The organism is Leptodesmis sp. (assembly GCF_052746595.1).
This window is the reverse complement of the sequence record NZ_JBRAGO010000052.1, coordinates 18,567-32,066: the sequence shown is the minus strand read 5'-3', so window position 1 is coordinate 32,066 and position 13,500 is coordinate 18,567. Positions and strand designations below refer to the sequence as shown.

Sequence of the window (13,500 nt, the reverse complement as noted above, 5' to 3'; positions counted from 1 at the left end):
CTCATTGGCAGGGATGATGTACTCCCTCTCCAACGAGCATCGGTCTACCGGACACTTACGCGAAGCAAGCCAGTCTTTGAGTTGGCGCAAAGCGTAGTTGTACACGCCTGTGCACGTCTCAAGCCACTCCAGCAGTTCAGTCTGCTGCATGGCATTTGGATAGATTCGGTAGGGGTAGTTCATTGTCAGCATGGCCATAGTTTTCCACAAGCTATGGCCACTGGTAAATGCTTGTCTCATCCCCATCGAGGGGAATCGACAAGCGCGGGGAGTCCATGTATCCCGACGCTGAGGCTTCGCATACAGCGCGGGACTTATAGCTCCCCCAACCCCTCAATAGTTAAATTCACAATTTTCAGGCTGGATCCACAATGGCTTTTTGCTTGCGCTTGGGGAATAACTTGACGGTATTCAATGCCATTCCCGTAACTAGAGGCAGAAATTCTGGACGCAAAAGACGGGGATCATACCCACTCATCCGTTTCTGATTTTCCTGCAAACAGGTGGCCAAAAAGGTGTCCAGAGACAAGTCTACTTTGATAGCTTTCGCCCCAGCCGCTGTAAATCCTTTTTTGTGAGTGCTTTTTTTGTCCTTTCTGCTCATGCCTTTGAGGTTGTCTAAGCGACGCAGCATGGCTCCTGTGTATTGACCTAGAGAATTGAATGGGCGTAACAACCCCTGGCCCTCCACGGTTTGTTTATATGCGATCCAGTTCACGAAAAAGACTATATGGCGGGCTTCTTCCTCAACCAGGCGATCGAAGATCGTAAATAAGGCTTCGGGAATAAATCCGGCCTGTCGCGCAATGCCAAACAGACCAAAGGCGAAAAAGGAATCAAAACACTCACCATAGCCAAACTTAACAAAAGCAGGTTCCAGATCGGCTGGAAGAGGTTTTTCGGCGCGTTCGGGAACTTCAATCCCGTAATGACGAATCATGTATTCAATCACGCGACCGTGCCGATCTTCTTCTCTAGCCTGCAGGGCGATCGCTTCCCGAATTAAGGGATCGTCTACTGTATCTGCATAAGTCTGGAGCATCACTCCCGCTTTTCGCTCGGTATAGAGGGCTTCATCCCAAAAGGGAATTCCTCGCAGGCGTTCTAGAGCTGTGGCATCCAGTTCCGGCCAGGGCAAATTTTCCGGCTCGTACTGAATATGGCTCTCGATCAAACTTTGACAGAACAGTGCCTTGTGTTCTTCAGATCCAATCTTCATCATTCACTCCCCTTCCGTAAAGACTCGCAGTTTGCGTAATTTCTGCGAAAGCAGCCGTATAAGTACTTAGTGTAAACTACCCTTAACAAAACTATTTGTTTCTGTAATCGTCAGTTGCAAATGGCTGTTAGGTTGCAAGTTAACCAGGTCACTCTAACTTTAGCCGTATAGTTTCAGGTTCCCCAGCATGGAATCCCCTCAACGCAAATCGAATAGAGAACGTTTCAATATCTCCAGGCTGGCTATTCAATACCCCTGGTTCACGCTGGGATTTTGGATAGCCGTCATGGTCGCGGGGCTACTGGCTTTCAGTTCTCTAAAGTATGCTTTATTCCCCGACATTACGTTTCCAGTGGTCGTTGTAAGTGCCTCTGCACCCTTTACCAATGCGGCAGAAACCGAAGCCAAGCTCACGATTCCCATCGAAAAAGGGATGCAGGATCTAGAAGCCAAGCAAGGACTGACGAAGGTGCGGTCTTCTACCTATCCGGGACAAGCGATCGTCAGTTTGGCTTTTGAAGTGGGAACCAAACTGGATCAGTCAGAACAGAATGTTGAGACGGTGTTGAAGCGGGTGAAATTGCCGGAGGGAGCGACCTATGAGGTCAAACCGATTAACCTGAATGAGTCGGCAGTCGTCAGTTATGCCATTTCCAGTTCAACAGAGAAGTTACCTGCGTTAACGGAAACGGCCCGGAGCAAAATTGTTCCCGCGATCGCTCAGGTTCCTGGTGTTTTGAAAGTGAATTTAATCGGGGTTCCGGGGGCTGTGCAGGTGAAGGAAGCCACGACCACGAATGGAGCCAAAGAGACGGTTTTGCGTCCCGGAATTTCTGCGGTGCGCTGGAATGGGCAGGATGTGCTGGCGTTTGAAGTGGTGAAACGCAGTGATGCCAACACGCTGGAAGTGGTGAAGGAGGTTGAAGCCGTTGTTGAGAAATTGCAGAAACAGTTACCTGCGGTTCAACTGACGCTGGCTTCCACGCAGGCGGAGTATATTCACCAGGCCACTCATTCGACGATCGATGCCCTAATTGAGGCGATCGTGCTGTCGGTGATTGTCATGTATCCCTTTCTCCGCAACTGGAGAGCAACGGTGATTTCGGCCCTGGCCATCCCCACATCCCTGTTTGGCACCTTTATTGTGATGGCTATCTTTGGCTTCAACCTGGAAACCATTACGCTGCTGGCCCTGGCTCTGGTGATTGGGATTATCGTGGATGACGCGATCGTTGATGTCGAAAACATCATGCGCCATTTAGAAGACGGCAAACCACCCCGACAGGCGGTAATTGAAGCAACGAATGAGATTGGCTTGACGGTCACAGCGGCAACGTTAACCATCGTTGCAGTCTTTCTGCCTGTGGCTTTGATGGAAGGAGTCGTCGGTCAGTTCTTCCGTCCGTTTGGCATTACCGTATCGGCAGCGGTCTTTGTTTCTCTGCTAGTGGCCCGTACCCTTTCCCCCATGCTGGCTGCCCATTGGTTGCGCTCCACAAAACACTCCAAGATGGAGAAATACTCAGAATTGGAACTACCCGGTGAGGGATTAGTTGAGCCGCTGGCTGCAGATCTCGTGCCTACTAACCAGGAACAATACCGTTACGGGTTGGTGGGCTGGTATCGCAACCTCTTGAAGTGGTCTCTGGAGCATCGCCGGATGGTGATTGCGATCGCCATTCTCAGTTTTGTTGCGGGTCTAGCGTTAATCCCATTTATTCCCACAGGGTTTATTCCCAAGCTCGATCGCGGTGAGTTCAACATCACCTATACCGCTCCCCTGCCCACCCTTTCTAATCCAGCAGCGTTAGCGACAGCCGCTAAACAGGCAGGCCAGACGGGAGTTGATCCAGCTTTAGCCAAGTCTCTGTCTCAAGGGTTACCACCAGGAGTCAACCCTGCTGCCAACGCAGCGGCTAAACTTCCTCTCATCGATCCCCTGAAAGATTCTGTGGCAGTGGCTAAACAGCTAGAAACTTCTGTCAAACAAAATCCGGCTGTAGAAAGTGTCTTTACGACTGTAGGCACCCGGCAACAACCCAATCAGGGAACTCTGTATGTCAAGTTACGCAACGATCGCACTTCCAAGACCGCTGAAGTCCAGGATCAGGTACGAAAAAATCTGCCTGTTATCAAGGGAGTCACCACCAGCGTCGAAGATATTCAATTTGTCGATACAGGGGGCGAAAAACCTTTACAGGTGGTGCTGATGGGGCAGGATCCAATTATCCTGAGTAAGATTGCGAAAGGCATTCAACAGCGTATGACAAAGCTTCCGGGGCTGGCGGATATTACGGTTACAGGAGGCACCAATGAGAAAAATCGCATCACTCAAATTGAGCGAGTAGAGAGTAAACGAGTGGCTTACATCAGTGCCAACTTAGGTAAGGATGTGGCTCTGGGGAAAGCGACTCGTCAGGTAGAGGCGATCGCGAAGGACGAAATCGCCAAGCAAGGAGCCACCCAAACAGTCTCTCTGCTGCGAGGTAGTGATTCTGCCCGTGTGGAAGAAATCTTTGACGACTTCAAGGTAACGCTAGGATTAGCTGTACTGTGCATCATGATTGTCCTGGTGCTGCTGTTTAAAAGCCTGCTGGATCCAGTCGTGGTTGCTATTTCCTTGCCCCTGTCTCTGGTCGGGGCACTCCTGGCTTCCCTATTCACCCGTACCGACTTCGGGATGATCTCCATCATCGGTATTATTCTCCTGTTGGGGTTAACTAATAAGAGCGCCATCCTGTTGGTGGACTACATCAACCAGTTACGGCGTGCCGGAGTCTCCCGAACAGAGGCAATTCTGACGGCTGGCCCAGTGCGCCTGCGTCCCATCCTGATGACGACCGTTGCCACAATTTTGGGGATGGTGCCGATTGCTCTGGGATTGGGGGCAGGTGCTGAGTTGCGATCGCCAATGGCGATCACTATCGTCGGTGGGCTGGTCACTTCTACTCTGCTCAGTCTGATTGTGATCCCCGTAGTCTATGCCGTGTTTGATGATTTGAGGCAGGAAATTAAGTTTAAGCTCAAAAAATTGTTCTAATGCGGTAGTCCCCAGTATTTTGCCCGTTGCTCTAACCAGCCATTGGCCTTTAAGCGGGCGATCGTTTGGTTAATCGCCCCTTGCAAGTCTGCGTACTGCTGGCCTTTTGGCAGCACCACACTCAGTAACTCTGAAGATAGAACGGGAAGGAGCAGGCGGTATTGAGGCGACTCCTGCACCCATCCGGTCAGCACAGTGGCATCGGCGGCAACAGCAGCAACGGTACCCGTCTCGATCGCTGCTCTGGCCGCTTCGTAGGAAGACACACCCACTAGCTTCGTGGCGGGTAACTCTCTGCGAAGCACCTCAACCGTGGTTGATCCATTCAGGACGGCGATCGCTTTTCCTCTTAAATCCGCTACCTGACGAATGGCAGGATCCCTGGTAATCAGAGCGGTGCCTGTGGTGTAGTAGGGCAGGCTAAAGTTGAGAATTCGGAGGCGGGAGGGAGTCAGGGTGATATTGGCGATCGCTACATCCACTTCTCCATGCAGCACTGCCGGAAAGCGATCGGTATTCGTAACGGGACGGAATTCTACCGCATCCGATCGGCCCAGGATGGCTTGTGCCAGCTGTCTGGCCAGATCAATTTCCAATCCCTGAAGCTGGCCTTTCCCATCCCGAAAGCCCAAAGGTCGCAGGTTATCCTTCACGGCTACAACCAAACGCCCCCGCTGTCTGATTGTCTGCAAATCGGCAGCAGACACAAGCAGGGGCGCACAGAGTAATGAGCCAGCGACACCAACGCTAGATAGGGTAGTCACCAGCCACAATAGGCACTTTCCCAAATGCATTGGCGGATGCTAATTTTAGGAGGACTGCTTGGCGGCTTGAGCCAGTTCCATTACTTTGCCAAAGCCAGTGGGATCCAGAATCGCCATTTGCGCCAGCATTTTCCGGTTGATTTGAACATTGGCCTTTTTCAAATTGCCGATCAACTGGCTGTAGCTCATCCCGTGTAAACGAGCGGCGGCATTAATCCGAGTAATCCACAATCGACGAAAATCGCGCTTCCGTTTGCGGCGATCGCGGTAGGCATTCCGCAGCGCCTTCATCACCTGCTGATTGGCTGTCCGAAACAGTTTAGAATGGGAACCCCGAAACCCTTTTGCCAGCTTCAGAATTTTTTTGCGCCGCTTCCGCGCTACATTCCCGCGCTTAACCCGTGCCATGATGACCTAATCCTTAATTTTCAACTCAAAACTTAAAAACTTCTAACTCAGAACTCTCTAGAGGTAAGGGAGCATCAGATGAACGTTGGCCAAATCTCGCTCATTCACCACAACCACTCCAGAAAGACGGCGTTTGCGAGAGGCGCTCTTATGTTCTAGCAGGTGGCTTCTGTAGGTTTGCCGCCGCATAATTTTGCCAGAGCCGCTAGCTCTCAGGCGTTTAGCAGCCGCTTTACGGGTTTTCAACTTCGGCATGGCTCATTCGAAAAATCAACATAGTCTACTATCCTACAACCACTTTCCCTTAAAGCACAACTGCATCATCCGTTTTTTTCAGCAGAAAGATGCACGATTTGAGAATTGTTAAGCTACACTAATAGAATACCTGCGAAAAATTGCGGGACTTCCAGGCTTTAGAAAGTAATTAACTCTTGGAAGGTGGGTCTAGCCCACTTTTTTTGTTTGATTTTCTGATGACTCATCCTCTTATCCCCCAAATTATTGACCTTGCTGTCCCACTGGCAGAATCCCTGGGATTAGAAGTAGTTGGAGCCGTGTTTCAAACAAACCATCGGCCTCCTGTCTTGCGCGTAGATATTCGGAACCTGGAGCGAGATACGGGCTTAGATGACTGTGAGCAAATGAGCCGGGTGCTGGAAGCCAAGTTGGATGAGACGGGAATCATTCCAGATGCTTATGTGTTAGAGGTGTCCAGCCCCGGTATTTCCAGAATGCTCAGCACGGATCGAGAATTCATTTCCTTCAAAGGTTTTACTGTAACGGTGACCACCTCTGAGCCACACGCTGGCCATAAGGAGTGGACGGGGCAACTGGTTGGACGGGATAACGAAGCAGTACATCTGAGCCAGAAAGGGCGAGCGATCGCCATTCCCCGATCGCTCGTTACCCGTGTTCAGCTTACCGAGCGACAACCTTAAAAGCTGATTACCGCTACTAAATTCTTATTGCTGCCACTAAATTCACTGATTAAATTCCCACGCTTAATGGAGAACTCGCTATGTCAATGGTTGCCCTCCCCGGACTTAGAGACATGATTGATAACATCAGTCGTGAGCGCAACTTGCCCAAAACGGCTGTACAGGCAGCCCTGAAAGAAGCCCTCTTAAAAGGTTACGAACGCTATCGCCGTACCCAACGAATGGACAGTGGTAGCTTTGACGAAGAATATTTTGCCAACTTCGAAGTGGAGTTGGATGTGGAAGAAGAAGGCTTCCGTGTCCTGGCCACCAAGACGATTGTTGAGGAGGTTGATAACCCCGATCATCAGATCGCTCTGCAGGAAGTCCAGGAAGTTGCTGCCGAAGCTCAACCTGGAGACACTGTAGTACTGGATGTCACGCCGGATCAGGGAGATTTTGGCCGGATGGCCGCGATTCAAACAAAGCAGGTGCTGTCTCAAAAACTCCGAGATCAGCAACGAAAGCTGATACAGGAAGAATTCCAAGATCTGGAAGGAACGGTGCTGCAGGCCAGGGTGCTGCGGTTTGAGCGGCAGTCCGTAATCATGGCGGTGAGTAGTGGCTTTGGTCAACCTGAAGTGGAAGCGGAACTACCCAAGCGAGAACAATTGCCCAATGATAATTATCGGGCCAACGCGACGTTCAAGGTTTATCTGAAACGAGTATCGGAAGGATCCCACCGTGGCCCTCAGCTACTTGTCTCCAGAGCCGATGCAGGGTTGGTCGTGTACCTATTTGCCAATGAGGTGCCGGAAATTGAGGATGGTATTGTGCGGGTGGTGGCGATCGCTCGTGAAGCTAATCCCCCATCCCGGTCGGTTGGCCCCCGTACCAAAATAGCCGTTGATACCGTGGAACGAGATGTCGATCCAGTAGGAGCCTGTATTGGAGCCAGGGGATCTCGCATCCAGGTGGTGGTGAACGAACTGCGGGGAGAAAAAATTGACGTGATCCGCTGGTCACCTGATCCCGCCACTTACATTGCCAATGCGCTGAGTCCGGCACGGGTCGATGAGGTACGGTTAGTTGATCCCGAAGGTCGTCAGGCTCATGTTCTGGTTGCGGAGGATCAACTCAGTCTGGCGATCGGCAAGGAAGGCCAAAACGTTCGTCTGGCAGCCCGTCTGACCAACTGGAAGATTGATATCAAGGACATCGCTAAATACGATGCGGAAGCGGAAGACCGGAAAATTACTGCTATGATTGCCGCCAAACAACCCACTGTAGAGGAATTTGAAGACGAGGAGGAATTGCCGGATGAAGAGGAACTAAAGCCGTCTCAGGAGCTTGCAGCGGAAGTACCACCGGCAGAGGAATACTTTGATTCCGAAGTGGAAGCGGAGTTAGAGCCAGCAGAAGTCGGTGAGTTCGCCAAAGGAGAGTAATCTCTTGAGTTTATGGAACCCAATTACCGCCGTTGTATTGCTTGCCGCAAGATCGCTCATAAACGAGAGTTTTGGCGGATTGTTCGGGTTTATCCCTCGCAACAGGTTCAGATAAATCAGGGGAGCGGTCGCTCTGCCTATATCTGTCCTCAGGAGGATTGTCTCAAAATCGCTCAGAAGAAAAATCGTCTAGGGCGATCGCTCAAATGCGCTGTACCCGATTCAATTTATAAAGAACTGTGGGAACGTCTGCAAAGTCGTACATCTGACTCCGAGAACCAGCATTTTGCTAAGTATGTGTCGCTAAGTATGTGTCGCAACAGCCCCAGCTTTTAAAATTTGTGCAAAATTAGAGAATGGTGGTTTGCAAAGGAGTATAGAGTTAATAGGTTGCTGGATCAAATCAGCAATCTTCTTAATAAATTTGCCATCACGGATCGGACTGGCAAGTCAGGTTCTAGAATTAAGAGGTCGGATTTGATTGAATGTCCCTGATGTCAATTTAGTCAAAACGGTGGGCAACTATGTAAAACCTGGATAGACGCGAAGAGGAAAGGACTGGATGAATAGTGGCAAAGTTAGAATTTACGAGTTATCGCGAGAATTGAATTTGGATAATAAAGATCTTTTGGCCATCTGTGAACAACTAAATATTTCAGTAAAAAGCCACAGCAGCACAATTACAGATTCTGAAGCTGAGCGGATTCGGGCCACTGCTGAGAAATATACCGCCAGTCCTTCTACCAAGCCAGTTCCCCCTCGTCAAGGAAGCCACCAAGCCCATGGTGATGCCAAAGGAAGGGTGACGGCTCCTGTTCAGAAAAAGCAACAGATTGTGGCGATTAAATCCGTGCCCCGTCAACCTGCAGAACCGCCAACACCACCTAACAGTTACACAGCTTCTCAAGCCAGTGTTAAACCTGCGGTTCAACCGCCTCAACCCAAGCCAACGGCTCCAGTTCGCCCTCCAACGCGACCCGTGGTAGAGGTAGAAAAAGTTGAACCTACTGAATCTGAGGTGGCAGTACCGCCAGAGACTCCAGCTGCAGCTCCGGTCGCTCCCGTTTCCCAGGAGCCCTCCGTCCAGAGTGAACCATTAGAAGCAGAACCTGCGATCGCTGCTGCGGCTCCAGTAGAAGTTGAGAATCCGCCAGAGTTAAATACTCCCCCTCAACGGGTAGCAGCAGTGGCTCCCAGCAAACCTCATCTCTCAAATCGGCCAATCTTGAAGCGTTCCAGAGGTGAGCAGGCAGGCCAAGAAACTAACACTCCAGGATCTTCGGGAGGTGATGGCAGATCCGGCTCCAAGAGCAGTGCTCCGACATCACCTAAACCTCCAGTTAAGCCTGCTGTTTCTCCGGCAAAACCTGCTTCCGGCACAAAGCAACCTGGTAGTAAACCAGGCGATAAACCTGTTCCTGCGCGTCCCCAACAAACTATTGTGGAACTTCGCCGTCCTAAACCCGTCCGTTCTGACGCATTAGAGGTTGCGGCAACAGACGTGAAGGGATCAGAGCTAGAGCCGCTGACTGCCGAATTAAGGACACGTCCCAGACAAAAGCCAACGCCGATTTCAGGTGGGGAAGTTGTTAAGGAAGACCAATTATTGCAGCCTCGACCTACCCTGCCTCGCACCACCAAAAAAGGTAAGGATTGGGATGAGGAGGAAGAAGTCCGCGAGTTTGCCAGCAAGGCCGCCAAGGTCGGCGCAAAGGGTAAACGTCGTGCTCAACCCGATCTGGAGGATGAGGATGTCGATCTGGATGTGCTGCTGGGTGAGGAAGAAGACGAGGATATCGAGGCTCCGGTTCAAGTAAGCCTGTCTCTGGTTCGTCCTGCGAAACCCAAAGCAACTCGCCAAGGACCAACAAAGACTTCTGCAGCAACTCCGGCCGCTCAACGGACAAAACGTTCTACCAGCCGTGATCGCCGCGATCGTCGGGAGCAGGAAGTCAAGCTTGAGAAGCCTGAAAAGATTACTCTTACAGGCAGTCTGACCGTACAAGAACTGGCCGCCATGATGGTGGTTCCTGACACAGAGATCATCAGAACTCTTTTCATGAAGGGGATCATGGCCACCGTTACCCAAACCTTGGATATTGAGACTGCGACGATGGTGGCTCAAGAGCTAGGGGTGGAAGTGGAAACGGGTGAGAAAGAATCTCAAGCCCGTAAGCTGACTGAAATGCTGGATGTGGCTGACCTGGAAAACCTGCAGCGCCGTCCGCCCGTTGTCACCATCATGGGGCACGTTGACCATGGTAAGACCTCCTTACTGGATGCTATCCGTAAGACCAAAGTGGCTCAGGGCGAAGCGGGAGGGATTACCCAACACATTGGAGCCTACCACGTTGATGTGGAGCACAATGGCGAAATGCAACAGGTCGTCTTTCTGGATACTCCTGGCCACGAAGCCTTTACAGCGATGCGGGCACGCGGGGCACGAGTTACAGACATTGCCATTCTGGTAGTAGCAGCCGATGATGGGGTACAACCCCAAACCATAGAAGCGATCAGTCATGCGAAGGCGGCAGGAGTGCCGATCGTGGTTGCCATTAACAAGATTGACAAGGAAGGCGCTCAACCCGATCGGGTCAAGCAAGAACTCACTGAGTTTGGCCTTGTTCCTGAAGAGTGGGGCGGCGATACGATTATGGTTCCCGTCAGTGCGATGACTGGTGAAAATCTGGATACCCTGCTGGAAATGATCCTACTGGTATCCGAAGTAGAGGAACTGTCGGCCAATCCCGATCGCCCAGCCCGAGGCACGGTGATTGAAGCCCATCTGGACAAGGCAAAAGGCCCGGTGGCGACCCTGCTGGTGCAAAACGGCACCTTGCATGTGGGTGATGTACTGGTGGCTGGCTCGGTCTTCGGTAAAGTGCGGGCAATGGTGGACGATCGGAGCCAGCGCGTGAAGGAAGCCAGCCCATCCTTTGCCGTCGAGGTTCTGGGTCTGGCCGATGTGCCTGCCGCTGGGGACGAGTTTGCTGTCTTTGAAGACGAAAAAGAAGCCCGCTCCGTATCCTCGACCCGAACTGATGAGCAACGGCAATCCCGTCTGCTGGCCGCGATGTCTTCCCGCCGAGTCAGCCTGAATACCCTCTCTGCTCGTGCTCAGGAAGGGGAATTGAAGGAACTGAACTTGGTGTTGAAAGCAGACGTACAAGGGTCTGTGGAAGCGATTCTGGGTGCTTTCAAACAGTTGCCCCAAAATGAAGTTCAGGTTCGGGTGTTGTATGCGGCTCCGGGGGAAATTACCGAAACCGACGTGGATTTGGCTGCGGCCAGTTCTGCAGTGATCATTGGCTTCAACACTACCCTGGCTCCTGGTGCCCGTCAGGCAGCCGATCGACTGGGCGTGGATATCCGCGACTACAACATCATCTACAAACTGCTGGATGATATCCAGGCAGCCATGGAAGGTCTGCTAGAACCGGAACTGGTCGAAGAACCCTTAGGTCAGGCAGAGGTGCGAGCTGTCTTCCCAGTCGGTCGGGGCCAGGTGGCTGGATGCTACATCCTCTCCGGCAAGGTGATTCGGAACTGCAAGATCCGGGTACGTCGCGGTGGCGAAGTGGTCTACGAAGGCAACCTGGATTCCTTGAAGCGGATGAAGGAGGATGCACGGGAAGTGAATGCTGGCTATGAGTGCGGTATCGGTGTAGATGATTTCAACAGTTGGGAAATTGGCGATACCATCGAAGCCTATCGGATGATATCGAAGCGACGCACACTTTCAAAATAGGCCGTCGAACGTTAATAGACCCACTCCAGTTGAGGGTGAATCGGCATGATTCCTCTCTCCTTGCTGGGGTGGGTCTTCATTTGAGCGCTAACTCTTACCCGATTCAGGGTTGAGGCGAGTCGGGATAGTAATGACAAATTCTGTACCTTTACCCAGGGTTGAGTAACATTCCAACCTTCCCTGGTGCTTCTCAACAATGATTTGGTGGCTAATGGACATCCCCAATCCTGTGCCTTGACCAATGGGTTTAGTGGTGAAGAACGGCTCAAAAAGCTGTTTTCTGACCTTCTCTGGCATTCCTAACCCGTTGTCGCTGATGCGAATGATAATCTGACCGTCTGCAGCCTGAGTGCGAATTGTAATGGTTGCAGGTAGACAATCGGCAATTTGGGAGGCTAATAGTTCATCAGTTTGCCCTTTTGGCATAGGTTTTCGGTTTCTGGCTTCTTCGATCGCATCAATGGCATTCGTTAAAATATTCATAAACACCTGATTAAGCTGCCCTGCGTAGCATTCCACTCGAGGAAGTTGCCTGTAATCCTTGACAACTACAATGCCTGGATTACTACCATTGGCTTTCAAACGACTTTGCAGAATTAACAGGGTGCTATCAATGCCATCATGAATATCAACCGATTTAATTTCTGCCTCATCCAACCGTGAGAAGATCCGCAGCGATTTAATAATGTCTCGAATCCGCTCTACGCCAACCCTCATGGAGGCGAGTGTTTTGGGTAAGTCGGCAAGTACAAATTCCAGATCAATTTGTTCCAGGACTGCGTTTAGCGCAGGGGTAGAATGAGGATATTGTTGTTGATAGACTTCCAGTAATTGCAGCAATTGCTGCACATACTCTGTAGCGTAGGTCAGATTACCGTAGATAAAGTTCACTGGGTTGTTAATTTCGTGCGCTACACCCGCCACCAGTTGCCCTAAACCTGACATCTTCTCACTTTGTATCAACTGCATTTGGGCTTGCCGTAGTTCGATTAATGTTTGTTCCAGGTGCCGAGCCTGATTCCTAAATTGCTCCTCAGATTGCTGTAGAGCGGTTTCTATCTGTTCCCGCTCCAGAATTTCATTCTGCAACTGTTCCACTACAGAGAATAATTCTTGATTGGTTTGAGTGACTTGTTGAAAAGCATCACTCACTTCCCACTGGGTTTTTTTCCAGAGTCTCCAACATCTGATTGATACTCTGCGTCAGATCTGCTGTTTCATCCTGACCTGATACAGATAATCGCAGTGATAAGTCACGCTTCGCCTGAATCTGGTTAACCCCTTAACTCAGGCGAGTTAAGCAGGCCAGAACAAACCGCTCTAGCAAAAGAATGCTGACTCCACCAAACAGGAGTCCGAGCAAGACGATCGCACCCATCAGATACTGCTGACTGCGATGCCCCTGTTGATAAATTTCTCTGGGTAATTCAGCTCGCAAAATCAGAGCAGGTTGGTTATGGAGATCTGTGAGCAGCAGGTAGCCAACCAGAGAAGTTTTGTTGAGTGGGTAAACCAGCATGGGATTGTGGGGAGCAGTGCCTGGCGAGCCTGCTGGTAGTCTGCTGGTAGAAATTTCTGATTGAGTGGCTGAATCGCAATTGGAAAGCGAGTCAGCTTGGACAGGTTTTCACCGGTATCTGCATTGATATAGCGTCCAAAGATGACCACTCCTCGCGGTGGCCCTTGACGTGCAGAAGTCAGAATAGATTGGCAGGTGATCAATATAGGACCTTCCTTTAGCAGGAGAATAGCAGTCAAAGGCCCTTTGGTCATGAGCCTGTTTAAGGATAATTGACTGGACTTGAAATTGGTCGGTAATCCTGCGGGTAAGGGCTTTATTTGCTTGGTTTTGAGATCAAATCCTGTACCGTAGACAGCTTGTCCAGCAGAATTGGATAAATAGAACCAAGTTAACCTTTAAAATCGTAAACCGCTCTGCAACTAAGTTGGATTTAA

At 50.8% G+C, this 13,500-nt stretch carries 13 protein-coding genes and 1 pseudogene; 5 read left to right on the top strand and 9 right to left on the bottom strand.

The window, feature by feature from the left end; all coding sequences use genetic code 11:
- Both ACUVQO_RS12800 and ACUVQO_RS12795 read right to left on the bottom strand, forming a co-directional pair.
- The coding region (locus tag ACUVQO_RS12800; protein ID WP_445926259.1) for a helix-turn-helix domain-containing protein at positions 1-240 on the bottom strand (240 nt) is incomplete at its 3' end.
- A 115-nt stretch (positions 241-355) separates the two neighbouring features.
- The gene (locus tag ACUVQO_RS12795; protein WP_445926258.1) at positions 356-1,222 is read right to left on the bottom strand and encodes a ferritin-like domain-containing protein; all 867 of its coding nucleotides are present in this window, start codon (positions 1,220-1,222) and stop codon (positions 356-358) included.
- Positions 1,223-1,406: 184 nt separating this feature from the next.
- Here ACUVQO_RS12795 and ACUVQO_RS12790 point away from each other — a divergent pair, with 184 nt between their 5' ends.
- Positions 1,407-4,259 carry an efflux RND transporter permease subunit gene (locus ACUVQO_RS12790; protein WP_445926257.1) on the top strand — a complete coding sequence of 951 codons (2,853 nt, stop codon included), beginning with the start codon at positions 1,407-1,409 and terminating at the stop codon, positions 4,257-4,259.
- Here ACUVQO_RS12790 and ACUVQO_RS12785 read toward each other — a convergent pair.
- Genes ACUVQO_RS12785 through rpmI form a run of 3 tightly spaced genes read right to left on the bottom strand, consistent with a single transcriptional unit; the run spans position 4,256 to position 5,686 of the window.
- Positions 4,256-5,023 carry a transporter substrate-binding domain-containing protein gene (locus tag ACUVQO_RS12785; RefSeq protein ID WP_445926256.1) on the bottom strand — a complete coding sequence of 256 codons (768 nt, stop codon included), beginning with the start codon at positions 5,021-5,023 and terminating at the stop codon, positions 4,256-4,258. The genes ACUVQO_RS12790 and ACUVQO_RS12785 overlap by 4 nt on opposite strands.
- Positions 5,024-5,068: 45 nt before the next feature.
- The gene (gene rplT, locus ACUVQO_RS12780) at positions 5,069-5,431 is read right to left on the bottom strand and encodes a 50S ribosomal protein L20 (RefSeq protein WP_445926255.1); all 363 of its coding nucleotides are present in this window, start codon (positions 5,429-5,431) and stop codon (positions 5,069-5,071) included.
- A gap of 57 nt (positions 5,432-5,488) precedes the next feature.
- Positions 5,489-5,686, bottom strand: coding sequence for a 50S ribosomal protein L35 (gene rpmI, locus ACUVQO_RS12775; RefSeq protein WP_445926254.1), 198 nt, complete (start codon positions 5,684-5,686; stop codon positions 5,489-5,491).
- A 218-nt stretch (positions 5,687-5,904) separates the two neighbouring features.
- On the opposite strand from rpmI, the gene rimP reads away from it, so the two are divergent.
- The 4 genes from rimP to infB all read left to right on the top strand — a co-directional run bounded on the left by rimP (position 5,905) and on the right by infB (position 11,544).
- Positions 5,905-6,369, top strand: coding sequence for a ribosome maturation factor RimP (gene rimP, locus ACUVQO_RS12770; protein ID WP_445926253.1), 465 nt, complete (start codon positions 5,905-5,907; stop codon positions 6,367-6,369).
- 80 nt (positions 6,370-6,449) lie between these two features.
- Positions 6,450-7,796 carry a transcription termination factor NusA gene (gene nusA, locus ACUVQO_RS12765; RefSeq protein WP_445926252.1) on the top strand — a complete coding sequence of 449 codons (1,347 nt, stop codon included), beginning with the start codon at positions 6,450-6,452 and terminating at the stop codon, positions 7,794-7,796.
- 12 nt (positions 7,797-7,808) lie between these two features.
- On the top strand, positions 7,809-8,132 hold the full coding sequence (locus ACUVQO_RS12760; RefSeq protein WP_445926251.1) for a YlxR family protein: 324 nt from the start codon (positions 7,809-7,811) through the stop codon (positions 8,130-8,132).
- A 226-nt stretch (positions 8,133-8,358) separates the two neighbouring features.
- Entirely contained in the window at positions 8,359-11,544 is a 3,186-nt protein-coding gene (gene infB, locus ACUVQO_RS12755; RefSeq protein WP_445926250.1) for a translation initiation factor IF-2, read from the top strand.
- 87 nt (positions 11,545-11,631) lie between these two features.
- Here infB and ACUVQO_RS12750 read toward each other — a convergent pair whose 3' ends face one another.
- From ACUVQO_RS12750 to ACUVQO_RS12735, 4 genes and pseudogenes are all read right to left on the bottom strand, one after another.
- Positions 11,632-12,696 (bottom strand): sensor histidine kinase, encoded by a 1,065-nt coding sequence (locus ACUVQO_RS12750; RefSeq protein ID WP_445926249.1) that lies wholly within the window; start codon positions 12,694-12,696, stop codon positions 11,632-11,634.
- Positions 12,689-12,814, bottom strand: a complete 126-nt coding sequence (locus tag ACUVQO_RS12745; RefSeq protein ID WP_445926260.1) for a HAMP domain-containing protein — start codon at positions 12,812-12,814, stop codon at positions 12,689-12,691. Before ACUVQO_RS12745 ends, ACUVQO_RS12750 begins: the two co-directional genes overlap by 8 nt.
- A gap of 12 nt (positions 12,815-12,826) precedes the next feature.
- Complete coding sequence (locus ACUVQO_RS12740) at positions 12,827-13,063, bottom strand: hypothetical protein (RefSeq protein ID WP_445926248.1); 237 nt, start codon at positions 13,061-13,063, stop codon at positions 12,827-12,829.
- Positions 12,985-13,446: pseudogene (locus tag ACUVQO_RS12735) on the bottom strand (CHASE4 domain-containing protein); the annotation flags it as partial. The pseudogene ACUVQO_RS12735 and the gene ACUVQO_RS12740, both read right to left, overlap by 79 nt.
- Between the last annotated feature and the right edge of the window lie 54 nt (positions 13,447-13,500).

Bases quoted from the DNA above. Each gene is read 5' to 3' on its own strand.
- rimP (WP_445926253.1), top strand. From the start codon at position 5,905: ATGACTCATCCTCTTATCCCCCAAATTATTGACCTTGCTGTCCCACTG.
- rpmI (WP_445926254.1), bottom strand. From the start codon at position 5,686: ATGCCGAAGTTGAAAACCCGTAAAGCGGCTGCTAAACGCCTGAGAGCT.
- ACUVQO_RS12760 (WP_445926251.1), top strand. From the start codon at position 7,809: ATGGAACCCAATTACCGCCGTTGTATTGCTTGCCGCAAGATCGCTCAT.
- rplT (WP_445926255.1), bottom strand. From the start codon at position 5,431: ATGGCACGGGTTAAGCGCGGGAATGTAGCGCGGAAGCGGCGCAAAAAA.
- infB (WP_445926250.1), top strand. From the start codon at position 8,359: ATGAATAGTGGCAAAGTTAGAATTTACGAGTTATCGCGAGAATTGAAT.
- nusA (WP_445926252.1), top strand. From the start codon at position 6,450: ATGTCAATGGTTGCCCTCCCCGGACTTAGAGACATGATTGATAACATC.
- ACUVQO_RS12790 (WP_445926257.1), top strand. From the start codon at position 1,407: ATGGAATCCCCTCAACGCAAATCGAATAGAGAACGTTTCAATATCTCC.
- ACUVQO_RS12740 (WP_445926248.1), bottom strand. From the start codon at position 13,063: ATGCTGGTTTACCCACTCAACAAAACTTCTCTGGTTGGCTACCTGCTG.
- ACUVQO_RS12795 (WP_445926258.1), bottom strand. From the start codon at position 1,222: ATGATGAAGATTGGATCTGAAGAACACAAGGCACTGTTCTGTCAAAGT.